This is a genomic window from Herbaspirillum sp. WGmk3 (genome assembly GCF_023952535.1).
Lineage (GTDB): Bacteria > Pseudomonadota > Gammaproteobacteria > Burkholderiales > Burkholderiaceae_D > Herbaspirillum > Herbaspirillum huttiense.
The window spans coordinates 1-253 of sequence record NZ_JAKYWT010000116.1 but is presented as its reverse complement, the minus strand read 5'-3'; the positions used below and the strand labels follow the sequence as shown (position 1 = coordinate 253).

The 253-nt window shown below is 58.9% G+C and carries 1 pseudogene; it reads left to right on the top strand.

The features are described 5' to 3' along the window. Positions 1-253, top strand: a pseudogene (locus MKD49_RS26135) (glycoside hydrolase family 2 TIM barrel-domain containing protein); the annotation flags it as partial.

Here is a 253-nt window from a genome sequence, read left to right as displayed (position 1 = left end):
AATTCAACCCACGGCATGTTGCCATGAATCGTCTGACCGATGATCCGCGCTGGCTACCGGCGATGAGCGAACGCGTAACGCGACTGGTGCAGCGCGATCGTAATCACCCGAGTGTGATCATCTGGTCGCTGGGGAATGAATCAGGCCACGGCGCTAATCACGACGCGCTGTATCGCTGGATCAAATCTGTCGATCCTTCCCGCCCGGTGCAGTATGAAGGCGGCGGAGCCGACACCACGGCCACCGATGAATT